Here is a 23,559-nt window from a genome sequence, read left to right as displayed (position 1 = left end):
CATGCGCAACCACGGACTTCGCCACGATATCGGCTGGTACGGCAAGATCCCCGCCGCCGGCGATTTCATGCATCGCCGGCTGGGCCGCGAGCTGGTGGCCTGGTGGGACAAATGGCTGCAGTACGGCGTGGCCGCCCTCAAGCAGGTGCCCGACGGCAGCGCCGAACGCGCCTACGCCACGGCGCCGATCTGGAACTTCGCGATACCGAGCGGGCCGGGCGCCGGCGTGGTGCAGCTGGGCTGCATCGCGCCCAGCCACGACAGGGTGGGGCGGTCGTATCCGCTGTGCGTGGTGTTGGCCCTGCCCGAGCATGCCTACGACAGCAGCCTCCTCGAGGGGGCGTCCGACTACTACCACCAGGTCGGCGCCAGCATGCTCAGCGCCGTGCGCCACGGCTGCGCTGCCGAACAGCTGGACCGCAACTTGCTGCAGCTGAATCCACCGACGGCATCGGCGCAGCCGCCCGAGCGCTCGGCCGGCAGCGACATTCTCGAGATCCTCAATGCCGGGCCGGGTCCGGGAAGTGCGCCGGTCGCCCAGCGCGCCCTGGCGGGCTGGCCCGACCTGCCGTTCTGCTTCAACCCCAGTTCGCATACCAGCTACTGGTGGACCAACCAGGCCGACGGCGCCGCCCTGCAGACCTACGTGCACGGGGGGGCGCTGAACGCGACGCTGTTCGTGCGGCTGTTCACGGCGCTCAGCACCTGGCGCCTATAGGCTTTTCGACGGAGGCTCCGCATGACCACCTCTTCCGCTACGGCGCAAACACGCGGTGCCGGCACCCGGCACGGGACGCCGCGCCCGCTGGACCAGCTCCCGGCCAGCGGCAGCATGCCGGTGGCCCGCATACGCCAGATACTGGCGGACCTGGTGGCCGCGCTGGCGCCGCTGCATGCCCAGGGCAGGGTGCATGGAGCCCTCGCCATGTCGGCGGTCGGCATCGATGACGCCGGCAGGGCGCACCTGCTGGCCGGCCCGCTGGAGCCCGCGGCGGATGCCGAGGCGGCCGAGCGCGCGCCCGGTTATGCGGCCTTCGAACAGTACACCGACGACCCGCGGTCCCCCTGCGGCCCCTGGACCGACGTCTACGGTCTCAGTGCCCTGGCCTACACCCTGGCCACCGGCGAGGCGCCGCCACCCGCGCTGCAGCGTTGCGTGCGGGAAGATTACGTGCCCCTGGCCGAACGCATGGCGTATGATCCGGCCGCGCGCAACTTCGCCCGTGCCATCGATGCCGGCCTGGCGTTCGATGCCTCGGCCCGGCCCCAGGACCTGGCGGCGTTCGCGCGCGCCGCGGGTCTGCCGCTGGCCGAGCCGGAGCCATTGCCGGCCGAGCCCGAAGCAGCGGCCGTGCCGGCTGCGCCTGCGAACGCGGCAGGCCCGGTCACGGCGGCTGCAGCCCTCGCGCAGGCCGAACCGGCGGAACCCGCGCCTGCGGCGCAGCCGCAGGCCGCTGCCGCCACGGCGGCGGCTGCATCCGCCGCGGCGGCCTCTGCCGTGCCACCCGCCCGCAATGCGCCCGCGCCCGCCGCGGACGAGGTCCCTGCGCCAGCGGCGCAGCAAGCCGATCCGGCCAGGTCCGCGCGGGCGCCGGTGCTCATGATCGGGCTGGTGCTGGTGGCGGTGGCCGGCGTGCTGTATTTCTGGCTGCGCGGCCCGCAGCCGGAACAGCCGGAAACCGTGGCCCAGGCTCCCGTGCCATCCGCGCCGGCGCCCGCAGCGCCGCAGGCGCCTGCTCCCCCAGCGGTCGAACCTGCGCCGCCCGCGCCGCCTGCGCTGGGCTCGTCCGGCGAGCCGGCGCCGGCTGCGATTCCAGCGCCGGCTGGGGAGCCGGGGCCGGCTGCGGGCATGGCCGATACCCCTCCGGACGCAGCGGCTCCTGCGATGCCGCCGCCGCTTCCCGGCGATGCGCCGTCCGCAGGCAGCGGGACACAGTCCGCGCCGACGGATCCGTCCGCCACGGGTGCCGGCGCGCCGCCCGCTGCAGACCCCTCGGTGCCGCCCGGCGTCGACGCACCGACGCCGTCCGCGCCGGGCCAGGCCCCCGATGCCGCCGCCGTGCCGGAATCTGCCGAAGCGACGCCGGCCGAGCCTTCCGCGGGCGCGGCCACACAGACCCCGGACGCGCCGCCGCAGACAGAAACGGACAGCCAGGCTGCAGCGCCGGCCAATGCCGAACCCCCCAAGACCGAGCCCCCGGCGCCGGCCGCGTCGGCCAGCGTCAGCCTGAACATCCGGCCCTGGGGCGAGGTCCTGGTGAACGGCCGTCCGCAGGGCGTGAGCCCGCCGCTCAAACAGCTCCGGCTGCCGCCGGGGCGGCACACGATCACGGTGCGCAATCCGGCCGGGGCCGATTACAAGGTCACGGTGGACGTCTCGGGCGGTCGTCCGGCTTCGGTCTCGCACGTGTTCGAATAGGGCGACGCCGCCGGCCGCCGCACAGCCGCCTAAAATGGCGGCTTGGCCGGGCCGCGTCCCGGCGCCGTCCGGAGAAGTGCATGCCCGTATCGTCATTGCCCGGCCGCCTGCTGGCGGCCTGCCTGCCGCTGGTCCTGGCGGCCTGCGCCAGCTCGTCGCCCGGCGTTGCGCCGGGCTCTGCGGCCGCGCTGGCGGCGCGCACCGACGCGCTGGCCCAGACCCACTGGGAGCTGGCGCGCTGGACGCGTCCCGGCGGCACGCTGCGGCCGGTCCCGCATCCCACGTCCAGCAGCCGCCCCATCACCCTGGAGTTCACGCGCGAGCACGGACGTCCCGTGCTGTCGGGTCATGCAGGCTGCAACCGCTATTCCGGCACGTACACGATGGCCAACGGGCTGCTGGTGGTGCCCCAGGCTCCCATGACCACGCGCATGGCCTGCGCCGATGCCGAGGCCATGCAGCGCGAACGCGACTATCTCGCCGCGCTCACCGACATCCGGGCCAGCCGGCTCGACGGCGTGCCCGGTCCGCAGCGGCTCACCCTGGCGTTGGGCTCGGGCGACGTGCTCGAGTTCGGCCGGCGTGCCGATCCCGTGGTGGGCGGGCAGCAGGGCGCCACCAAGCTGGTGTACGTCGCCGCACGCCAGGCGCCATGCGGCACGGGCGCCATCCGGTCCCGTTGCTATCAGGTGCGCGACGATGTCTCGCAGCCTTGGCAGCTTTGGCACGGCGACATCCTGGGTTTCGCGTACCAGCCGGGCATCGAATACCGCCTGCGCGTGGTCGAGCAGCGCGATCCCCAGCCGCAGGCCGGCGCGCCGGAAGTGCGCTGGATCCTCGATGCGGTGATCGAGCAACGGGTGCAGACGCCATGACGGATGCCATGCCGCAGCGCATCGCCAATATCGCCGCCTACAAGTTCGTGGAGCTCGATGGCCTGTCCGAGCTGCGTACCCGCATCCTCGAGCGTGCTCGCGGCGCGGGCATCAAGGGCACGGTGCTGCTCGCGCCCGAAGGCATCAACCTGTTCCTGGCAGCCGAACCGGCTCCCCTGGAAGCCTTCATGGCCTGGCTGCGCGCAGACGCGCGTTTCGCCGACCTGGAGGCCAAGACCAGCTGGTCCGCGCAGGTGCCGTTCGGCAAGATGCTGGTGAAGATCAAGCGCGAGATCATCCGCATGGATCATCCCGCCATACGCCCCGCCGCCGGGCGCGCGCCCAGCGTGGACAGCGCCACGCTGGCGCGCTGGCTGGCGCAGGGCGCCGACGATGACGGCCGGCCCCTGTTGCTGCTCGATACGCGCAATGCCTTCGAAGTGGACGCCGGCACGTTCGCGGGCGCAACCGACTGGCGGCTGGCGCGCTTCACCCAGTTCCCGGCGGCGGCGCAGGCCCACCTGGCCGAACTGCAGGACAAGACCGTCGTGAGCTTCTGCACCGGCGGCATACGCTGCGAAAAAGCCGCCATCTACCTCGCGCAGGCGGGCGTGCCCCGCGTCTACCAGCTCGAAGGCGGCATTCTTAAGTACTTCGAGGAGACCGGCGGCACAGGCTTCCACGGCAACTGCTTCGTCTTCGACGAGCGCGTGGCCCTGGACCCCACCCTGGCGCCCCAGGCCTGACCCCACGAAGGTGTCTGACACCAGCTTTCACTCCAGACTGAAACCTGGTGTCAGACACCAGCGCGGCCGCGACTCGACTGAACACCCCGGCCCCGGCAAGGGGCTCACCGCTGGTCAGCGCACGCGCATGCCGGGCTGGGCGCCGGGCCAGGGTTCCAGCACGTAGATGCCGGCATCGGCTTTTTCGTCGGCATGGCTGGCGGCCAGCACCATGCCTTCCGATACGCCGAACTTCATCTTGCGCGGCGCCAGGTTGGCGACCATGACGGTGAGCTTGCCCACCAGGTCTTCGGGTTTGTAGGCCGACTTGATGCCGGAGAAGACGTTGCGATGGCGGCCTTCGCCCACGTCCAGGGTGAGCTGCAGCAGCTTGGTGGAACCTTCGACGTGCTGGCAGTCCACGATGCGGGCCACCCGCAGGTCGATTCTGGCGAAGTCGTCGATGCCGATGGTTTCGGCCAGCGGTTCGCCGCCGGGGACCACGGCCGGTGCCTCCTCGGCGGGCGCAGCGTTGCTGGCCGGCGCCTCGAACAGCGCTTCCAGCATCTTGGGATCCACGCGCTGCATCAGGTGCTTGAAGGGCGCCACGCGCTGCGGCAGCACGCCGGCGTCTTCCCAGGTGAAATCGCGCTCGCCGCCGAACAGCTCGCGCGCCACGCGCGAGGCCAGCGCCGGCAGCACGGGGGCCAGCATGACCGACAGCGCCTTGAAGCCTGCCAGGGCGCGAGAGCAGATGTCCTGCAACTGCGTGCGCGTGGCGTCGTCGGCGGTGGCGATGCCCTTGGCCAGCACCCAGGGCTGCGCGCTGTCGAAGGCCTGGTTGATGCGGTCGGCATACGCCATGATCTCGCGGATGGCGCGGTTGTATTCGCGCGCCTCGAAGGCGGCGCGGATGGCCTCGGCCTGGGCGGCATATTCGGCGCCCAGCGCCACCGTGTCGCCCGCGTAGCCCAGGGCGCCGTCGAAATGCCGGGTGATGAAGTTGGCGGCGCGGCTGGCGATGTTCACGTACTTGCCGACCAGGTCGGCGTTCACGCGCGCCACGAAGTCCTCGGGATTGAAGTCCAGGTCTTCGACGCGGGCGTTGAGCTTGGCGGCCATGTAGTAGCGCAGCCATTCGGCGTCCATGCCCAGCTCCAGATAGCGCAGCGGCGAGATGCCGGTGCCGCGGCTCTTGGACATCTTCTCCCCGCTGACCGTGATGAAGCCGTGGACGTTGATCGCGTCGGGGGTCTTGCGGCCGGCGAACTTCAGCATGGCCGGCCAGAACAGGGCGTGGAAGTAGATGATGTCCTTGCCGATGAAGTGCACCTGCTCCGTGGCGCCGGCGGGGTCGAGTAGCGCGTCGAAATCCAGGCCGGTCTTGGCGCAATAGGATTTGAGCGAGGCCAGGTAGCCGACGGGGGCGTCGAGCCACACATAGAAATACTTGCCCGGCGCATCGGGGATCTCGATGCCGAAGTACGGGGCGTCGCGCGAGATGTCCCAGTCGCCCAGCTTGGCGTCGGCATCGTCGCTGCCCAGCCATTCCCGCGTCTTGGCCAGCATCTCGGCCTGCAGGTGGGGGGCGCCCGAGGCGCTGCTGCCGGCGGTCCATTCGCGCAGGAAGGCCACGCAGCGCGGGTCGGACAGCTTGAAGAAGAAGTGCTCGGACGACTTCACCACCGGCGTGGCGCCGGTGAGTGCCGAGTAGGGCTGGATCAGCTCGGTGGGTGCGTAGGCCGAGCCGCAGACCTCGCAGGAATCGCCGTACTGGTCCTTGGCATGGCACTTGGGGCACTCGCCCTTGATGTAGCGGTCGGCCAGGAACATGCCCTTGACCGGATCGTAGAACTGCTCGATGGTGCGCGTCTCGATCAGGTCCTGCGCCTTGAGCGCGCGATAGATCTCCTGCGACAGCGCGACGTTCTCGGCCGAGTGCGTCGAGTGCCAGTGGTCGAAGCGCACGTGGAAGCCGTCGAGGTAGCGCGGACGTTCGGCCGCGTAGCGCGCCACCAGCTGCTCGGGCGTGATGCCTTCGTTCTCGGCCTTGAGCATGATGGGCGCGCCATGCGCATCGTCGGCGCCCACGAAGTGCACCGTATGCCCCGCCATGCGCATCGCCCGCACCCAGATGTCGGCCTGGATGTATTCCATGATGTGGCCGATGTGGAACGAGCCGTTGGCATAGGGCAGGGCGGTGGTAACGAATAGCGTGCGTGACATGGCGGATCGACGGGTTGCAGTGAATTCAACCGCGGATGGCGCGTGGCGCACCCGGGTTGCCGAAAGCTCGACCGGGCATTTTAGGGCCTTTCGGCGCACCCCGCCCCGGCCTGCCGTGAGCCCGGGCATTGGCATGCGGTCTGCGCATGCAGGTTTTGGAAGGGAAGCGTGTGCCCACCACCAGGCCGCGGCTGCCATTGCACGGCGCGGCCCGACGCCGACACGCGCAGCGCAATCGGCCGCGCGCGGGCAGCAGGCGTGTCGGGGGCGCCGGGCGCGCGGCACGTGCGCGCGCCGGCGGACGACCCGGTTAGCGTACTTCGCGTACTTCGACGTCGATGACGTCGCCGCGGGGGGCGTCCTGGAACGAGCCGGGGCGTGCGGACTGGCGCTGGCTCCAGTAGGCGCGCACGCCGAACGGCTTGCCGCGGACCTTGGCCACGATGTAGAGCACGCCGACCGCGATTGCCGTCGATGCCATGAAGACGAGCGCCATGGCCATGCCCACCAGGCCAAGCAGGGCAAAACAGACGGCGCGCACGAAGCGGGAGAGGAGATCGGTCATGGGGGTAGGATGTAAAACCCGGCTAAAGGTTCCCGCCTATCCGCTATCCTTGCGGGTATCGGCGACGGAATTCCCGTGCTGCCTGTGGAAATCAGACTGTAATGAGTATAACGGTAGAGCAAATCCGCGACGCGCTGCGCGCCGCGAAAGATCCTGAAACCGGTTTGGCGCTCCATCACGGTGTAAAAGATCGTGACATACGCATCGGCGCCGGCGGAGTCGAGGTGGATATCTCCCTGGGTTATCCCGCCGCGCATGCCGAGGCGGCAGTGCGGGAAGCAGCCCGGCAGGCCCTGGCAGCGGCGGGCGTGCCCGATGCGCGCGTTTCGGTGGGCTGGCAGGTGGCGGCGCATGCGGTACAACGCGGGCTCAAGCCGCTGCCCAACGTGCGCAACATCGTGGCCGTGGCCTCCGGCAAGGGAGGCGTGGGCAAGAGCACGACGGCCGTGAACCTGGCGCTGGCGCTGGCTGCCGACGGCGCCCGCGTGGGCGTGCTCGATGCCGACATCTACGGCCCCAGCATTCCCACCATGCTGGGCATCTCGGGCCGTCCGGAGAGCCGCGACAACAAGTCCATGGAGCCGCTGCGCGGCCATGGGCTGCAGGCCAATTCCATCGGCTTCCTCATCGACGCCGATTCGCCCGCCATCTGGCGCGGGCCCATGGTCACGCAGGCGCTGGAGCAGTTGCTGCGCCAGACCAACTGGGACGACCTCGACTATCTCGTCGTCGACATGCCGCCCGGCACGGGCGACATCGCACTCACCCTGGCGCAGAAGGTGCCGGTGGTGGGCGCCGTCATCGTCACCACGCCGCAGGACATCGCGCTGCTCGATGCGCGCAAGGGCCTGCGCATGTTCCAGAAAGTGGAAGTGCCGGTGCTGGGCGTGGTCGAGAACATGGCCATCCATGTGTGTTCGCAATGCGGCCATGCCGAGCACATCTTCGGCGAGGGCGGCGGCCGCCGCATGGCCGAGCAGTACCAGGTGCCATGGCTGGGCAGCCTGCCGCTGGCGCTCGGCATACGCGAGCAGACCGACGCGGGCAAGCCCACCGTGGTGGCAGACCCCGGCAGCGAAGCGGCCGCCCTGTATCGCGGCATAGCGCGCAAGCTTGCTGCCGGCGTTGCCGCATTGCCGCGCGACATGGCGGGCAAGTTTCCTTCCGTCGTGGTCCAGGCGCCAACCTGACCGATGCGGTGGGTGGCATGCACCTTCGCGGCCACCCTGGCCCTGCTCACCGGCACGGCCAGGGCGGAGGTTCCGGAGGTCGTCATCGATCCCGGTGGCGCCCCGCCTGCTGCGCTGCAGGCCATCACGGAGGCGGTCGCGGCCATCACCCGGCTGGCCGCCGACCAGGATGGCGGCGAGATCAATCGCCTGCGGCGCCGCGCCCGCGACGCCGCGCTCGCAGCCCTGGCCACGCAAGGCTATTTCACGCCCACGGTGACCCTCACGCCGGGCACCGACGTGGGCGGCGAAACCTGGGACATCGTCATCCAGACGGGACCGCGCGCCGAGGTGGAATCGGTGGAGCTGGACTTCACCGGACGCGTCGCGCGGCCCGAGTACGCCGAGCGCGTTGCCGCCTGGCGGCGCGACTGGGCTTTGGCTCCCGGCAAGCCCTTCATCAACGCCGACTGGAACAAGGCCAAGTCCGAGCTGCTGCAAGCCGTCTCCGACCGTGATTTCCTGCTGGCCCGCCTGACCGCTTCCGCGGCCCAGGTGGATGCCGAGCGGGCGCGCGTACGCCTGTCGGTGTCCATCGACAGCGGCCCGCTGGTGCGCATGGGCGAGAGGAAGGTCCAGGGGCTGGAGCGCGTGCCGGAGTCCCTCATCGATCGCTACGTGCGGTATACGCCGGGCTCGGTCTACAGCCAGCAGAAGCTGGACGACTGGCAGCAGTCGTTGCAGACCACGGCCTTCTTCCGGGGCGCCTTCGTCTCGCTGGACCCTTCCGTGCTCGACACGCCGGCCGAGTCCCCGCAGCCACCGGCGCCGCAGCCGGGCGATGCGGCGCGGCCGCCGGGCTCCTCCGGCATGGCCGCGGCCGAGCCTGCCGGCGATCCACGGGTGTCGGGCGCGCCTGGCGTGAGCGGCGCCCCGCGCCCCGACTCGCAGGGCGAGGTCACGCTGCCGGTGGAGGTACGGGTGGTCGAGGCGCCGCCCAAGCGCGCCGCCGTATCGCTGGGCGTGGACGACGAGGCTGGCGTGCGGCTCGAGTCCATCTACCGTCAGAACGTGGTCTTCGGGCTGCCGGTCACCATGGAAACCGGCTTCGGCGTCGATCGGCTGCGCCAGCGAGCCTTCCTGGACTTCAACCTGCCTCCCGACGAACGCGGCTACAAGGATTCCTACGGCGTGCTGGCCGACCGTTCCGACATCCAGGGCCTGGAAGTGACCCGCTACGCGCTCGGCGCCACGCGCCTGCAGCAGCGCAAGGGCGCCGGCGGCAGCCGGGTCGAATACGAGACGCGCTGGGGCGCCCTGCTGGCCCATGATCATGTGCGGATCGACGGCGGCGACTCCTATGACCTGCCCACCGCCACCCTCACCGCCGAATGGCTGAGGCGCGACGTGGACAACAAGTACGACCCGCGCGAAGGCAACCTCATCGCGGTGGGCGGCGGGCTGGGCGTGGCGCTCGATACCGGCAAGCCGTTCACGCGCGCCCAGTTGCGTGCCCAGAAATGGTGGCCGGTGGGCGAGCGCGACGTGCTCACGGTGCGCGGCGAAGTCGGCCGCATCTGGTCGAGCGAAGCCACGCGCATTCCCGACGACTTCGGCTTCCGCACGGGCGGCGCACGCACCATACGCGGCTATCGCTATCGCAGCCTGGGGCTGGAGAAGGACGACGCCGTGGTGGGCGCGCCCACGCTGGCCGTGGCCAGCATCGAATACGACCACTACTTCGACGAGCGTTGGGGCATGGGCGTCTTCGTCGACGCGGGCGATGCCGCCACGTCGTTCGGCGAGATGGACGTCGCCCTCGGCTACGGCGTGGGCGCGCGCGTGCGCACGCCGGCGGGGCCGCTGTTCCTCGATCTCGCCTACGGACAGCGCGAGCGCGACCTGCGCCTGCACTTTTCCCTGGGGATTGCATTTTGAAGGCGTTGCGGGCCGTCCTGCGGCATGTCGTGGTGTGGTGGCTGCCTGGCCTGGTCATGGTGGCCACGCTCGCGGTCGCGCTGCTGTTCTGGCTGGCCGGCACGCAGCACGGCACGCGCATGCTGCTTGGCGGCGCGGTGGAACTGCTGGGCGGCGAAGCGCGCGACGTGCGCGGCACGCTGCTGCGCGGCCTGGACGTGGGCAGCCTGCGGCTGGCCTTCGACGGCACCGAGGTCGACGTCACGGGGCTGCGGCTGGACGTGGACTGGCGTGCGCTGCGGCATCGCCGGCTGCATGTGCGCGAGGTATCGGCCGGGCAGGTGAAGGTGGCGCTGGCAGGCGCGGCGCCCGCGCCCGAGGACCCCGCGGCGCAGCCCCCGGGCAAGGTGGCGCTGCCCGTCGCGGTGGCCGTGGATCGCTTCGCCGTCGGGGCCTTCTCGCTCACGCAGGACGGGCAGCCGCTGCCGGTGGCCCTGCACGACCTGGTGGCCAGCCTGGCCGCCGACGCGCAGGGCGCGCGCCTGCAGATCGCCAGCCTGCACATGGACCACCCCTGGGCCCGCGCCGCCCTGCAGGGCGACATGGCGCTCACCGGGCTGGCCGACCCCTGGCCTTTCCAGGCGCGGCTCGACGTGTCGGCCTGGGGAACGGGGGCGGACTCGCCGCTGTGCGTGAACGCGTGGATGGCGCGCAACGGACTGGCGCAAGCCGTCGGCGCAGCCGATGCCGATCCCACCGACTGCCCCGTGCAGATGTCGCTGCAGGCCGACGGCAGCCTGGACGTGGTCGACGTCACCGTCGACGGCCAGGGGGGCGCCCTGGGCCTGCAGGCCCGGACCGGACTCGCGCCGCGTGCGGCGTTTCCCCTGCGCAATGCCAACCTGCTGCTGTCGAACGACGGCAAGCGGGTGCTGGCCGCCACGCTGGACTGGCAGGCCGTGGGGGGCGAGCCCGGCGTGGACCGGGTCGTGGCCACGCTGCAGGCCGAGAAACTCGACGTGGGCGGGCTGCTCGGCCCCGGCATGCCCGCGGGTGTGCTGAGCGCGCGCGCCGGGCTGGACGCCGAAGTGGCCAATCTCCAGACGCTGCGACGCGCCAGCCTGGACCTGGTATTCGACGAAGGCAGCCGCTGGAACGGCCAGCCGCTGTCCGGCAAGCTGGCCGGCCGCCTCCAGGCCGATGCCCCGGCGGCGGGAAGCGCCCCCGCCGCACCGCCGGTGCCCGGCCTGCCCGCGGGATGGCGCATCGACGGGTTGGACACGGACCTGCGCCTGGGCCCGAATCGCGTGCAGGCCTCGGGCATGCTGGGCGCGACGGCAGGCAAGCTGGCGCTCGACGTCAATGCGCCGCGCCTGGCAGCTTTCTGGCCCGGCTTGCCGGGAGCGGTCACGCTGAAGGCGGCGCTGGATGGCGTGGCGGCGCGTCATCGCGCCACCCTGCAGGCCCGCTATGCGCCGCCCCAGGCGCGCGCAGACAGGCTGGGCCAGGCGCCGGTGCGCGCCAATCTTGAACTGCAGGGCGGCTGGGGCGAACAGCCGGGCGAGCAGGGGCAGCCCGCCCTCGCGGGCTGGCGCGGCACGCTGGGGCGCCTGGAGGTCGACACGGCCGGCTTCGGGTTGAAGTTCGGCAAGCCGCTGGACGTGGCCATCCTGCCCGGCGCGCAGCCCCCGCGCTGGCAAGCGGAAATCGGCGCCACGACCTTGCTGCTGGGCTTTCCCGACAGGCAGCAGGCGGTGCTGCAGCATGGCGGATCGCGCGTAGCGGGCGGACGCTGGGAGACGAAGGGCAGTGCCGACAATCTGGTGATCACCGCGGCCATGGTGCGCCAGGTGCTGCGCGCGCTGGACCCCGCCGCGGCGGAGCGCGCGCGGCGCGAAGCCCGCCATGTCCATGCCCGCCAATCCGACGCCGTGCGGCGCATCGCCCTGGACCTGGACTGGGACCTGCGATTCGCCGGCGCGCTGTCGGGCACGGCGCGCATCGCCCGCCGCGACGGCGACCTGATGATCCCGGGCGATCCTCCCATCGCGCTGGGCCTGAGGCGGCTGGCGCTGCAGCTCAAGGCCACGCCGACCGGCGCGGCTACCAGCAGGCTGGAGGCGGCACTGGACGTCGCCACGGAAAAAATGGGCACGATAGGCGCGCAAGCCAGCGCCGTGCTCAACGGGCTTGCGCTCGGTCCGCGCCAGCCGATCCGCGCCTCGCTGGATGCGGACATCGACGACCTGGCCTGGGTGGGGCTGTTCACCGGCGACAGCATCGAGGTCGGCGGGCAGGTGGATGCCGCGCTGCAGGCGCAGGGCACGCTGGAAGGCAAGTGGTCGGCCTCGGGCTCGGTGCGGGGCGAGCGCCTGCGCGTGGTGCGCGTGGACGACGGCGTGCGGTTGATCGACGGCACGCTGCGCGCCCGCCTCGACGGCGACCGGTTCTTCCTGGACTCGCTGCGCTTTCCGGCTTCGTTGCGCGTGATGCCCGACGAGTGGCGCACGCGCACCTGGATCACCTCCGACCCGGACGCCAAGAACGGCTATATCGAGGCCTCCGGCGTCTGGGAACTCAGTGCCTCCCGCGGCAACGTGGACCTCACCCTGCACCGCTTCCCGGCGCTGCAGCGCTCGGACCGCTACGCCATGATATCGGGCAAGGTGGCGCTGCAGGCAGAGCTGCCGCGCCTTGTCGTCACCGGCGACCTCAAGGCCGATGCGGGTTGGGTCAGCCTGGAGATCCTGCAGGGCGTGCCCACCCTGGATGACGACGTGCGCGTGGTCCGCGCCGGCGAGGAGGAAGCCGCGTCCACCCCCATGCAGCTCGCCATGAACCTGAACTTCGACATGGGGCCGCGCTTCTACATCACCGGCATGGGCCTGGACGCGGGCGTGGTGGGCAGCATCCGCGTCATGATGGCCGAGGGCCGCCTCACCGGCATGGGGGCGCTGCGCACCCGGGGCGGCGGGATCGAGGCCTATGGGCAGAAACTGCGGCTGCGCCGCGGCACCATCACGTTCCAGGGGCGCATCGACAATCCGCTGCTCGACATCGAGGCGCTGCGCACGGGCGACCAGGTCGAGGCGGGCGTGCGGGTGTCGGGCACGGCCCAGCGTCCCCGCATCGACCTGGTGTCCTACCCCGATGTCAGCGACGTGGAGAAGCTCTCGTGGCTGGTGCTGGGGCGCGGGCCCGACGAAGGCGGCGGCGATACGGCGCTGCTGCTGTCGGTCGGCACGGCACTGCTGGGCGGCGGGCAGCCGTTCTACCGGCAATTCGGGCTGGACGACGTCAGCGTGCGTTCCGGCGCCATCGGCTCGTCGGGCAGCCTGCTGCCCGATCGCACCGTTGCCGGCGACGTCAACCAGGTCGGCGACAGCGACCTCTCCACCCAGTTCCTGGTCGCGAGCAAGCATTTCGCCAACGGCATCACGCTCAGCGTGGAGCAGGCCCTGGCCGGCACCGAGACGGTGGGCCGGGCCAGCTACCGGCTCGCGCGCGGGCTGTCACTGGACCTCAAGGCCGGCGGCGTCAACGGCCTGGCACTGGTGTACCGTGTGCTGATCGACGACTGAGGCGCCCGTCGGGGCGCCATCCGACCGGATAAAATACCGGCCATTCCCTAAAGGCGCCTACCCATGAGCATCAAAAGCGACCGCTGGATCCGCCGCGCGGCCGAGGCCGGCATGATCGAACCGTTCGAGGCCGGCCAGGTCCGCACCGCCAATGGCGGACGGATCGTCAGCTACGGCACCAGCAGCTACGGCTACGACGTGCGCTGCGCCGACGAATTCAAGATCTTCACCAACATCAATTCCACCATCGTCGATCCCAAGCAGTTCGACGAAAAGTCGTTCGTCGACTTCAAGGGCGACGTCTGCATCATCCCGCCCAACTCCTTCGCGCTGGCGCGCACCGTGGAGTATTTCCGCATTCCGCGCAGCGTGCTCACCATCTGCCTGGGCAAGAGCACCTACGCACGCTGCGGCATCATCGTCAACGTGACCCCGCTCGAGCCCGAGTGGGAGGGCCACGTCACGCTGGAGTTCTCCAATACCACCCCGCTGCCCGCCAAGATCTACGCCGGCGAAGGCTGCGCCCAGATGCTGTTCCTCGAAAGCGACGAGGTCTGCGAAACCTCCTACCGCGATCGCGGCGGCAAGTACCAGGGCCAGCGCGGCGTCACGCTGCCGCGCACCTGAACTGCGGGTTCGGCGTCGTCGGTATGGCTCATGTGGCGATGGCGTCGTAGCCGCGTTCGGTGAACTGCAGGATGCAGAGGCCGTGCCCGAACGGGTCAGACAGGTGTGCGATGCGGCCCCAGTCGTGCGAACAGGGCGGGTCCTCCAGCTTCGCGCCTGCCCGCACGGCGCGCTGTACGGCTGCGTCCGCGTCGGGCACCACGAAGTCCAGGTGTACCGGTGTCCAGTGGCGCGCATAGTCGCGGCGCTGCGGGGTGGTGGGCGCCGCCTGCGTGCCGGCCGGCTTGTGCAGCAGGTACAGCGGGGCGCAGGCGCCCAGCAGCTCGAGCCCGGCCGTGCCGAAGCGCCTGCCGGGGCGCAGGCCGAATGCAGCGGTGTAGAAGCGTTCGGCGATCCCGAGATCGTCCACGTCGATATTCACCAGCAGGTCCATGCAGGCCTCCATTGCCGTTGTGCAGGTACAACGCGGGCGCGCGCTGCGCGCCGGGGGGATGTGACATCGCGTTGGCCTTGGTAACCGTGCGCGGCGGGCAGGCGCCGGGCCGCTGGCCAGCAGGATAGCGCTTCCTATAATGAAACTGTCGCATGCGCGGCGATCCGCGCAGGAGTCAGCCATGTTCGGTTTCCTCAGAAAGGCAGCGCCGCCACAGGTCGATCCCGGTGTGCAGGACGCCTTCGTCGAACGGGTCCGTACCGCGGCCGAGGCCGTGCGGCAGGCGCTGCCCCTCGAAACGCAGCAGATCCTCGACTACAGCCCCGGCAGCCTGGCCCGGCTCGACCAGGTGGCGCTGCAGGTGCAGCGTGGTGAATTCACCCTGACGCCGCTGCAGCGCGTCGGCATTGCCGCCTACGTGTACGAAGTGGCGCGGGGCTGCCACGGCGGGCTGTACGAGGTCTGCGATGACGAGGACCCTGTGGTGCTGGTGGTGGGCGAGCCGGAGTTCGCGGTGTGCCTTTGCGCCATCTCCCACGTCGAGCGCCGGCTTGCCGGCCATGAGCCCGAGCCCTTGCCGGCGTTCTACGCGCGCCACGTCGACGCGGTGCGCGCCGCCCGCTCCGAAGTCGTGCGCTGACGCCCGGCCTCGTGGCAGCCTTCCCCGTCGTCCTACAATGCGTTCGCAGCGGCCCGCCGCGCTACGACCGTGCGTCAACTGGCCGTAGCGGTCTAGCAGTACACTCCGGTCCGTCCCGCCTAGCCCCTGGAGCGCCCGCATGAAATTCCGCTTCCCCATTTTCATCATCGACGAAGACTATCGCTCCGAGAACGCCTCGGGCCTGGGCGTGCGCGCGCTGGCCGCGGCGATCGAGGCCGAGGGCGTGGAGGTCATCGGCGTGACGAGTTACGGCGACCTCAGCTCGTTCGCCCAGCAGCAAAGCCGGGCCAGCGCCTTCATCCTGTCGATCGACGACGAAGAGTTCGACGATGCCTCGCCCGAGGACGTGGCCAGCGCGATCAAGAACCTGCGCTCCTTCATCGGCGAGCTGCGCTTTCGCAATGCGGACATCCCCATCTACCTGTACGGCGAGACGCGCACCTCCGAGCACATCCCCAACGACATCCTGCGCGAGCTGCACGGCTTCATCCACATGTTCGAGGACACGCCCGAGTTCGTGGCCCGGCACATCATCCGCGAGGCGCGCAGCTACGTCGACGGCCTGCCGCCGCCGTTCTTCCGCGAGCTGGTCAAGTACGCGCAGGATGGTTCCTATTCGTGGCACTGCCCGGGGCACTCGGGCGGGGTGGCCTTCCTGAAGAGCCCGGTGGGCCAGATGTTCCACCAGTTCTTCGGCGAGAACATGCTGCGCGCCGACGTCTGCAACGCGGTGGACGAGCTCGGCCAGCTGCTGGACCACACTGGCCCGGTGGCCGAGTCCGAGCTCAACGCGGCCCGCATCTTCCATGCCGACCACTGCTTCTTCGTGACCAACGGCACGTCCACCTCGAACAAGGTGGTGTGGCATGCCAACGTGGCCGCCGGCGACGTGGTGGTGGTGGACCGCAATTGCCACAAGTCCATCCTGCATGCCATCACCATGACGGGGGCCATCCCGGTGTTCCTGCGCCCCACGCGCAACCACATGGGCATCATCGGCCCCATTCCGCTCGAGGAGTTCGAGCCGGAAAACATCATGAAGAAGATCGAGGCCAACCCGTTCGCCCGCGAGGCGCTGAACAAGAAGCCGCGCATCCTCACGCTTACCCAGAGCACCTACGACGGCGTGATCTACAACGTCGAGATGATCAAGGAAAAGCTGGGCAGCTACGTCGACACCCTGCATTTCGACGAAGCCTGGCTGCCGCACGCCGCGTTCCACGAGTTCTACCAGGACATGCACGCCATCGGCCAGGACCGCCCGCGCAGCAAGGACGCCATGGTGTTCGCCACGCACTCCACCCACAAGCTGCTGGCCGGCATCTCGCAGGCCTCGCAGATCATCGTGCAGGAGTCCGAGACCCGCCAGCTCGATCGCAACGTCTTCAACGAGGCGTACCTCATGCACACCTCCACGTCGCCGCAGTACGCCATCATTGCGTCCTGCGACGTGGCCGCGGCCATGATGGAGCCGCCGGGCGGCACCGCCCTGGTCGAGGAAAGCATCCGCGAGGCCCTGGATTTCCGCCGCGCCATGCGCAAGGTGGAATCGGAGTTCGGCAAGAACGACTGGTGGTTCAAGGTATGGGGGCCAAACCGGCTGCCGGCCGAGGGCATCGGCAACCGCGAGGAGTGGGTGCTGGAGTCGGGGGCGCACTGGCACGGCTTCGGCGACCTGGCCGACGGCTTCAACATGCTGGACCCGATCAAGGCCACCGTCATCACCCCGGGCCTGGACATTTCCGGCAGCTTCGGCGAAACCGGCATTCCCGCGGCGCTGGTGTCGAAGTACCTCACCGAGCACGGCGTGGTCGTCGAAAAGACCGGCCTCTATTCCTTCTTCATCCTGTTCACCATCGGCATCACCAAGGGCCGCTGGAACACGCTGCTGACCGCGCTGCAGCAGTTCAAGGACGACTACGACCGCAACCAGCCCATGTGGCGCATCCTGCCCGAGTTCTGCCGCGATTTCCGCCAGTACGAGCGCATGGGCCTGCGCGACCTGTGCCAGCAGATCCACGAGGCGTACCGCGAGCGCGACGTGGCGCGGCTCACCACCGAGATGTACCTGAGCGACATGGTGCCGGCGCTGAAGCCGTCCGACGCCTTTGCGCGCATGGCGCACCGCGAGGTGGAGCGCGTGGCGGTCGACGAACTCGAGGGCCGCGTCACCGGCGTGCTGCTCACCCCCTACCCGCCGGGCATTCCCCTGCTCATCCCGGGCGAGCGCTTCAACCGCACCATCGTGGAGTACCTGCAGTTCGCCCGCGAGTTCAACTCGCGCTTCCCGGGCTTCGAAACGTACATCCACGGCCTGGCCGACGAGACGGCGCCCGACGGCACCAAGCGGTATTACGTGGACTGCCTGAAGGAAGACTGAACCCGGCCCGGCTCCCCTCGCCGCGCTAGGGCAGCGCGGCCGCCAGCCTGCCGACGTCCGCGATGATGCGGTCGCGTTCCGCAGGCGGGACCGCCGTGGTTTCCAGATAGACGGAAATCAGCAGCGGCGAGCCGCCCGGCGGCTGTGCGAAGCCGGCATCATTGCCGCCCACCCGCGAGTACGTGCCCGTCTTCTCGCCCACCGTCCAGCCTGCCGGCAGGCCGGCGCGCAGGCGCGTGGCGCCCGTCACGCTGGCCTCCAGCCATCCTCGCAGCAACTGCCGCGACTCGGGCGCCAGCGCGCGGCCGAACAGCAGCACGCCCAGCGTGCGGTTCATCGCCCGCGGGCTGGTGGTGTCCAGGGGTTCCCCGGCATGGGGCACGTTCAGTTCCGGCTCGTGACGGTCGTGGCGGGTAACGGTGTCGCCCAGCCCGCGCACGAAGCGCGTCAGCGCCTGCGGCCCGCCGTAGCTCCGGTGCATCAGGTTCGCCGCCGTGTTGTCGCTGGTGGTGACGGCGGCGTGACACAACTCGGCCAGCGTCATGCCGCGCGGGCCGACGTGCTTCGACGTGACGGGCGCATGTTCCACCAGATCCGATGGGACGATGGGCACCCGCCGGTCCAGGCGGTCCTCGCCGCGATCGGCGCGTGCCAGGATGTATGCCGCCGACAGGGTCTTGAACGTGCTCAGCATCATGAAGCGCTGGTCGCCGCGATAGGCGGCGGTCTGGCCGCTGGCCGTGTCGGTCAGCGCCACGCCCAGCCGGCCCTGGCTTTGCTTTTCCAGGCGCGCGAGGGCCTGGTCCAGTTCAGCCAGGCGCTCGGCCGGCCAACGGTTTTTCTTGTTGGTCCGGCTCCATGCCCGGGCCGGCAGCATGCCGGCCACCAGGGCGGCGGCGGTGAAGTTCCGTCTCGTAATCAATGTGTCCTCCTTGGAAAGGCGGCTACATGCTAGGGGCTGGACCCGGGCGCGGACAAACGGGAATAATTGCGATGATTCCATGGAAAAACTTATGGCTGGGGCGGGCATGGACCTACCACTGAATGCGTTGCGGGCGTTCCAGGTGTCGGCGCGGCACCTCAGTTTCACGCGCGCTGCGCAGGAGCTGAACCTGACCCAGGCCGCGGTCAGCCAGCACGTCAAGACTCTCGAGGCCCGGCTGGGCGTCGCGCTGTTCCGCCGCGTGCCGCGCGGGCTGGTGCTGACCGACGAAGGCCTGGCGCTGGTGCCGGTGCTGTCCGAGTCTTTCGACCGCATCAGCGGCGCGCTGCAAGGCTATCGCGGCAAGGTGCGTCGCCAGGTGCTGTCGGTGGGCGTGGTCGGCACGTTCGCCGTGGGCTGGCTGCTGCCGCGCATGCGCGAGTTCCAGGGCCTGCATCCGCACGTGGACCTGCGCCTGTTCTCGAACAACAACCGGGTCGACCTGGCGGGCGAAGGCCTGGACCTGGCCATCCGGTTTGGCGACGGCAACTGGCACGGCATCGACGCGCAGCCGCTCCTGTCCGCGCCGCTGTCGCCGGCCTGCGCGCCCGCAGTGGCCGCCCGCCTGCGCGCGCCGCGCGACATCCTGCATGAAACACTGCTGCGTTCGTACCGGCCGGACGAATGGCCGGCCTGGTTCAGCGCCGCCGGGCTCGAGCCGCCGACTCTGCAGGGCTGGATGTTCGATTCTTCACTGGTGCTGGCCGATGCGGCCGCGCAGGGATCGGGCATTGCATTGCTGCCCACGCGGCTGTTCGAGCGCGAGTTCCTGGCCGGACGCCTGCAGCGCCCCTTTGCGCTGGAGGTGGAGACAGGACGCTATTGGCTGACGCGCCTCGCCAGCCGCCGTCCCAACGCCGCCATGCAGGCCTTCAGCGGCTGGATGCATCGGGCCGTGGGCGCGTAGCGGCGGCCCAGGCCGCCATGATCCTGCGCGGCGCGCCGAACACCACCAGGTTCCCCGCCACCACCAGCGCCAGGCCGGTCACGGCCAGCGGCGACCACACATAGCCCTCGAACAGCGTCGAGGCGGCCAGCGCCACGAAGGGGAACAGCACCGTGCAATACGCTGCGCGGTCGGGCCCGATGCGCGCGACCAGCACCAGGTAGGTGGTAAAGCCGATCACCGACCCCGGGATCGCCAGGTAGAGCAGGGCGCCGAGATAGCGCGCGTCGGCCTCCAGGCCCAGCGGAAGCCCGGCCGCCACGCTGCCCAGCGCCAGCACCGACGCGCCGACCAGCATGGCCCAGGCGTTGGCGGAGAGGGGATGCAGGCCCATGGCCGACATGCGCGTCGACAGCAGGTTGCCGGTGGAAAAACACAGGGTGCCCAGCACCGCCAGCCCCATGCCGAGCCACGTATCCGCGTCGTCGAGGTGGCCGGCCATCTGCTGGACCGACAGCGCCGCGATGCCGGTCAATCCCAGCAGCGCCCCAGCCACCACCTGCGGCTGCAGCGGACGGCCCATGAAAAGGCGGCCGTTGACGGCGTTCATCAGCGGCGCCAGCGAGAACACCACCGCCACCAGGCCGCTGGCCACGTAATGCTCCGCGTAATAGAAGCAGAGGAAGTTCAGGCAGAACAGCGCCAGGCCCTGGGCGAGCAGCAAGCCCCAGGCGCCGGCGGGCGGCCGCATCGGCCGGCGCAGCAGCCGCAGCAGGATGAACAGCACTGCGGCGGCGATGGCGAAGCGCCAGGCGATGGATACCGGCGGCGGCACGGCACCGATCTGCCACTTGATGGCGATCCACGTCGTGCCCCAGATCAGCACGGTCAGCAGGTACAGCGCGACATTCATGGCGGACAAAATGGAAGACGGGATCGGAATTCTGCGCGCCGGGCGAAGGCCCCGATTGTCCAGGCTTGCGCTTTTGTTCCGGGCGGCGAGCCAACCGCAACGCCGTGTCCCCGCCATGTCCCTATACTGTCCGCATCGCATGCCCATGTCTTGCTCCGTGAACCCTGCCGACTCCGCCGCCGTGCTGCCCGACGAGCCGCCCTTCGGGCTGCAGTCGGTCTGCCATACCCTGGCCGCCGCCGATTCCACGCTGGAACGCTTCGCTTGGCTGGGCGACCAGCTGGCCGTCGCGATCTGGACGCGCCGCACCGAGGAGGTCGAGACGGCCTACGTGCGGCCCGGGCACCACACGTTGTCGTGCTACCTGGACGGGGGCTACCGCACCGAGCGCCAGCGCCTGCCCGGCCAGTACGGCGCGCCCAGCAAACTCTGCGCGTTGCCCGGCGAGCACGAATCGCGCTGGTGGGTGCGCGGCTACATGCATTTCATGCACTTGTATTTCCTGCCCGAGCACTTCACGCGGCGGGCCATTGTGGAACTGGACCGCGAGCCGCGCGAACTGACCCTGGCCGATCGCACCTATTTCGAGGATGCAGGCCTGGCCGAACTGTGCCGCTCGCTGGCCTGCCATGCCTGGGACGACGCCGATGGCCGGCTGCGCGCCAACCAGACTGCCCATGAGGTGCTGAGCCGGTTGCTGCGCGGCCAGAGCGTGACCCGGGGCGGCCCGGCGCCCAAGGGCGGCCTGTCGGCGGCGGTGCGCCGACGCCTGCGCGACTACATCGATACCTGTCTGACGCAGCCGCTCACGCTGGGCGACCTGGCCGAGGTGGCCGCGCTGTCCGAGTTCCACCTGGCGCGCATGTTCCGTGTATCGTTCGGCCTGCCGCCGCATGCGTGGATCGCCCAGGCCCGCCTGGACCGCGCCCGCACGCTGCTGCGCACCACCGAGTTTTCCCTGGCCGACATCGCCACGCGCTGCGGCTACGCCAACGTCAGCCATTTCAGCCATCGCTTCCGCGCCAGCGTGGGCGCCACGCCCAATGCGTACCGCCGGGTGTGGCGCCCGGCTGCCGGCGGCGGCAACACCTAGAATCTCCCCATGTACGACGTAGCAATCCTGGGCGCCGGCGCCGCCGGCATGATGTGCGCTGCCGTGGCCGGCCAGCGCGGCCTGCGCGTGGTGCTGCTCGACCACGCCGGGAAACTGGCCGAGAAGATCCGCATCTCGGGCGGCGGACGCTGCAATTTCACCAACCTGGGCGCCGGTCCGGCCAACTTCCTGTCGGAGAACCCGAATTTCTGCCGCTCGGCGCTGGCCGGGTACACGCCGCGGGATTTCCTCGACCTGCTGCGCCGCCATCGCATCCCCTGGCACGAGAAGCATCGCGGCCAGCTCTTCTGCGACGACTCCAGCGAATCCATCATCGAGATGCTGCGCGCGGAGTGCGCGCAGGGCGGCGTGAACTGGCGCATGCCGTGCCGCGTGCAGGAGATCGCGCGCGAGGCCGAGGCGTTCGTGCTGCGCACCGATAACGGCCCGATACGCGCCGGGCGGCTGGTCGTGGCCACGGGCGGCATGGCGATTCCGCAGCTGGGGGCGACCGACTTCGGCCTGCGCATCGCGCGCCAGTTCGGCCTGAAGGTGGTCGAGCCGCGGCCGGCGCTCGTGCCGCTGACCTTCGACCCGGCGCAATGGAAGCCCTTTGCCGAGCTGTCCGGCGTGGCGCTGGAGGTCGGCCTGCATACGGGCACGGGCCGGGCACGCGGCGAGTTCATCGAGGACCTGCTCTTCACGCATCGCGGCCTGTCGGGGCCCGCCATCCTGCAGATCTCCAGCTACTGGAAACCCGGCGAGCCGATCGTGCTGGATCTCGCGCCGGGGCGCGACCTGGGCGGCGAACTGCTGGCAATGAAGGCCGGCAGCCGCCAGCAGTTGCACACCGTGCTGGCCTCGCTGTGGCCCAAGCGGCTGGCCGAACGCTGGCTGCAGTCGGCCGGTGGCGACGGCGCGCCGGATCTGGCGGGCAGCCGGCTGGCCGACCTGCCCGACCGTGCCCTGCGCGAGCTGGGGGCGCGCATCCATCGGTGGCAGCTGGTGCCCACCGGCACGGCGGGCTACAAGAAGGCCGAGGTCATGCGCGGCGGTGTCGACACGCGCGGCCTGGACCAGAAGTCCATGCAGGCACGCGAGGTGCAGGGGCTGTACTTCATCGGCGAGGCGGTGGACGTCACGGGCTGGCTCGGCGGCTACAACTTCCAGTGGGCCTGGGCTTCGGCCGTGGCCTGCGCCCGCGCGCTCTAGCTGCGGCGGGGCCGTCATGCGGCTGCGCTTCCGGGTGCGGACAGCGGTGCCGCACTTCATATAGAATGAAAATCACTATCATCTGAGTGGTGCCCGGGTCATGTCCCGGCACGATGGAAAGGCGAGCGCATGGAATGGGCTGCATGCCACGATGCACGGCCCTTCCAGCAGGCACGGAAGATGCTGCGCCGTTGTTTTGACGCCGGGCCTCCGGGGCCCGGGATTGTTTCCTGACACCGCTTCCTGCCCGGGAAGCAGAACCGGAGATCGACATGGCCTATACCCTGCCTTCCCTGCCTTATGCCTATGATGCGCTCGAGCCGCACATCGACGCGCTGACGATGGAAATCCACCACACCAAGCATCACCAGACTTACATCAATAACCTGAATGCCGCGCTGGAAGGCGCCGGCGTCGGCGCTGACCAGCCGGTCGAGGCGCTGCTCGCCGACATGGACGCCCTGCCCGAGGGCATACGCGGGCCCGTGCGCAACAATGGCGGCGGCCACGCCAACCACAGCCTTTTCTGGACGGTGATGTCGCCCCAGGGCGGGGGGCAGCCCCAGGGCCGCCTGGCCGAGGCGATCGACGCCGAACTCGGCGGCTTCGAGGCCTTCAAGGACGCCTTCACCAAGGCCGCGCTCAGCCGTTTCGGCAGCGGCTGGGCCTGGCTCAGCGTGACGCCGCAGGGCAAGCTGGTGGTAGAAAGTTCCGCGAACCAGGACAGCCCCCTGATGCACGGCAACGTGCCCGTGCTGGGCCTGGACGTCTGGGAGCACGCCTACTACCTCAAGTACCAGAACCGCCGGCCTGAATACATAGGCGCGTTCTACAATGTCATCGACTGGAACGAGGTCGCGCGCCGCTACGAGGCCGCGCGCGGATAAATCTCCCG

Annotated in this window: 19 protein-coding genes; 14 read left to right on the top strand and 5 right to left on the bottom strand. The window is 70.2% G+C overall.

The genetic code is table 11. From position 1 onward, the window contains the following. The first annotated feature begins 1 nt into the window (after position 1). From tagF to ACYBYQ_RS17645, 4 genes are all read left to right on the top strand, one after another. The gene (tagF, locus tag ACYBYQ_RS17660) at positions 2-718 is read left to right on the top strand and encodes a type VI secretion system-associated protein TagF (protein ID WP_459615749.1); all 717 of its coding nucleotides are present in this window, start codon (positions 2-4) and stop codon (positions 716-718) included. A 21-nt stretch (positions 719-739) separates the two neighbouring features. Then, the gene (locus tag ACYBYQ_RS17655; protein ID WP_459615748.1) at positions 740-2,419 is read left to right on the top strand and encodes a hypothetical protein; all 1,680 of its coding nucleotides are present in this window, start codon (positions 740-742) and stop codon (positions 2,417-2,419) included. An 80-nt stretch (positions 2,420-2,499) separates the two neighbouring features. Continuing rightward, the gene (locus tag ACYBYQ_RS17650) at positions 2,500-3,294 is read left to right on the top strand and encodes an META domain-containing protein (protein WP_459615747.1); all 795 of its coding nucleotides are present in this window, start codon (positions 2,500-2,502) and stop codon (positions 3,292-3,294) included. Next, entirely contained in the window at positions 3,291-4,040 is a 750-nt protein-coding gene (locus ACYBYQ_RS17645; RefSeq protein ID WP_459615746.1) for a sulfurtransferase, read from the top strand. The genes ACYBYQ_RS17650 and ACYBYQ_RS17645 overlap by 4 nt, the downstream gene beginning before the upstream one ends. A 114-nt stretch (positions 4,041-4,154) precedes the next feature. Here the strand turns inward: ACYBYQ_RS17645 and metG are convergent, their stop codons facing one another. Further along, a complete protein-coding gene (gene metG / locus ACYBYQ_RS17640) occupies positions 4,155-6,245 on the bottom strand; it encodes a methionine--tRNA ligase (RefSeq protein WP_459615745.1) in 2,091 nt (696 codons plus the stop codon). Positions 6,246-6,555: 310 nt separating this feature from the next. Beyond that, positions 6,556-6,810, bottom strand: coding sequence for a hypothetical protein (locus ACYBYQ_RS17635; RefSeq protein ID WP_459615744.1), 255 nt, complete (start codon positions 6,808-6,810; stop codon positions 6,556-6,558). Positions 6,811-6,911: 101 nt separating this feature from the next. On the opposite strand from ACYBYQ_RS17635, the gene apbC reads away from it, so the two are divergent. The 4 genes from apbC to dcd all read left to right on the top strand — a co-directional run bounded on the left by apbC (position 6,912) and on the right by dcd (position 14,104). Next, on the top strand, positions 6,912-8,000 hold the full coding sequence (gene apbC, locus ACYBYQ_RS17630; protein ID WP_459615743.1) for an iron-sulfur cluster carrier protein ApbC: 1,089 nt from the start codon (positions 6,912-6,914) through the stop codon (positions 7,998-8,000). 3 nt (positions 8,001-8,003) lie between these two features. After that, positions 8,004-9,917, top strand: a complete 1,914-nt coding sequence (locus tag ACYBYQ_RS17625) for an autotransporter assembly complex protein TamA (protein WP_459615742.1) — start codon at positions 8,004-8,006, stop codon at positions 9,915-9,917. Continuing rightward, the gene (locus tag ACYBYQ_RS17620) at positions 9,914-13,477 is read left to right on the top strand and encodes a translocation/assembly module TamB domain-containing protein (protein WP_459615741.1); all 3,564 of its coding nucleotides are present in this window, start codon (positions 9,914-9,916) and stop codon (positions 13,475-13,477) included. Before ACYBYQ_RS17625 ends, ACYBYQ_RS17620 begins: the two co-directional genes overlap by 4 nt. 63 nt (positions 13,478-13,540) lie before the next feature. Continuing rightward, on the top strand, positions 13,541-14,104 hold the full coding sequence (dcd, locus tag ACYBYQ_RS17615) for a dCTP deaminase (protein ID WP_012250980.1): 564 nt from the start codon (positions 13,541-13,543) through the stop codon (positions 14,102-14,104). Between the two features lie 28 nt (positions 14,105-14,132). On the opposite strand, the gene ACYBYQ_RS17610 is transcribed toward dcd, so the two are convergent. Next, on the bottom strand, positions 14,133-14,537 hold the full coding sequence (locus ACYBYQ_RS17610) for a VOC family protein (protein ID WP_459615740.1): 405 nt from the start codon (positions 14,535-14,537) through the stop codon (positions 14,133-14,135). Between the two features lie 181 nt (positions 14,538-14,718). On the opposite strand from ACYBYQ_RS17610, the gene ACYBYQ_RS17605 reads away from it, so the two are divergent. Further along, positions 14,719-15,177 carry a hypothetical protein gene (locus ACYBYQ_RS17605; protein WP_459615739.1) on the top strand — a complete coding sequence of 153 codons (459 nt, stop codon included), beginning with the start codon at positions 14,719-14,721 and terminating at the stop codon, positions 15,175-15,177. 139 nt (positions 15,178-15,316) lie between these two features. Next, entirely contained in the window at positions 15,317-17,578 is a 2,262-nt protein-coding gene (locus tag ACYBYQ_RS17600) for an Orn/Lys/Arg family decarboxylase (RefSeq protein WP_459615738.1), read from the top strand. 25 nt (positions 17,579-17,603) lie between these two features. Here the strand turns inward: ACYBYQ_RS17600 and bla are convergent, their stop codons facing one another. Beyond that, a complete protein-coding gene (gene bla, locus ACYBYQ_RS17595) occupies positions 17,604-18,455 on the bottom strand; it encodes a class A beta-lactamase (RefSeq protein ID WP_459618816.1) in 852 nt (283 codons plus the stop codon). Positions 18,456-18,606: 151 nt separating this feature from the next. On the opposite strand from bla, the gene axcR reads away from it, so the two are divergent. Next, positions 18,607-19,467 (top strand): putative beta-lactamase transcriptional repressor AxcR, encoded by an 861-nt coding sequence (gene axcR, locus ACYBYQ_RS17590; RefSeq protein WP_459615737.1) that lies wholly within the window; start codon positions 18,607-18,609, stop codon positions 19,465-19,467. Here axcR and ACYBYQ_RS17585 read toward each other — a convergent pair. Continuing rightward, positions 19,433-20,359 (bottom strand): DMT family transporter, encoded by a 927-nt coding sequence (locus tag ACYBYQ_RS17585; protein ID WP_459615736.1) that lies wholly within the window; start codon positions 20,357-20,359, stop codon positions 19,433-19,435. The two genes, axcR and ACYBYQ_RS17585, sit on opposite strands and share 35 nt — an antisense overlap. 139 nt (positions 20,360-20,498) lie before the next feature. On the opposite strand from ACYBYQ_RS17585, the gene ACYBYQ_RS17580 reads away from it, so the two are divergent. From ACYBYQ_RS17580 to ACYBYQ_RS17570, 3 genes are all read left to right on the top strand, one after another. After that, complete coding sequence (locus tag ACYBYQ_RS17580) at positions 20,499-21,452, top strand: helix-turn-helix domain-containing protein (RefSeq protein ID WP_459618815.1); 954 nt, start codon at positions 20,499-20,501, stop codon at positions 21,450-21,452. A 9-nt stretch (positions 21,453-21,461) separates the two neighbouring features. Then, a complete protein-coding gene (locus ACYBYQ_RS17575) occupies positions 21,462-22,664 on the top strand; it encodes a BaiN/RdsA family NAD(P)/FAD-dependent oxidoreductase (RefSeq protein WP_459615735.1) in 1,203 nt (400 codons plus the stop codon). 272 nt (positions 22,665-22,936) lie between these two features. Further along, positions 22,937-23,551, top strand: coding sequence for a superoxide dismutase (locus tag ACYBYQ_RS17570; RefSeq protein WP_459615734.1), 615 nt, complete (start codon positions 22,937-22,939; stop codon positions 23,549-23,551). The last annotated feature ends 8 nt before the right edge of the window (positions 23,552-23,559 follow it).

It is taken from the genome of Bordetella sp. 2513F2, assembly GCF_054642735.1.
Note: the sequence above shows the minus strand (reverse complement) of the source record. Positions and strands in the feature narration are given on the sequence as shown.